This window comes from Bacillus sp. SIMBA_008 (assembly GCF_046535495.1).
GTDB lineage: Bacteria > Bacillota > Bacilli > Bacillales > Bacillaceae > Bacillus > Bacillus subtilis.
This window is the reverse complement of the sequence record NZ_JAWRWL010001158.1, coordinates 1-241: the sequence shown is the minus strand read 5'-3', so window position 1 is coordinate 241 and position 241 is coordinate 1. Positions and strand designations below refer to the sequence as shown.

Sequence of the window (241 nt, the reverse complement as noted above, 5' to 3'; positions counted from 1 at the left end):
ATGGTGCCCTCGCTGATCGGAGAGAGGCCGATGGCGGCCCTGGCGAGCGTGGACTTGCCGGACCCGGACTCGCCGACCAGACCGACGACCGAGCCGGAGGGAACGACGAGGCTCACGCCGTCCACGGCCGTGGGTCCGGAACGGTGGGTTCCGAACCGCACGCTCACGGTGTCGAAGCGCAGTTCGCTCATCGGACGGCTCCTTCGTGCTGGGCGATCGGCAGGGCCGACGTGACCGCGGG

The 241-nt window shown here is 71.0% G+C and carries 1 protein-coding gene; it reads right to left on the bottom strand.

Annotated elements, in window-relative coordinates:
* On the bottom strand, positions 1-191 hold a 191-nt coding region (locus tag SB658_RS27075; protein WP_410603608.1), incomplete at its 3' end, for an ATP-binding cassette domain-containing protein.
* Positions 192-241: the final 50 nt, after the last annotated feature.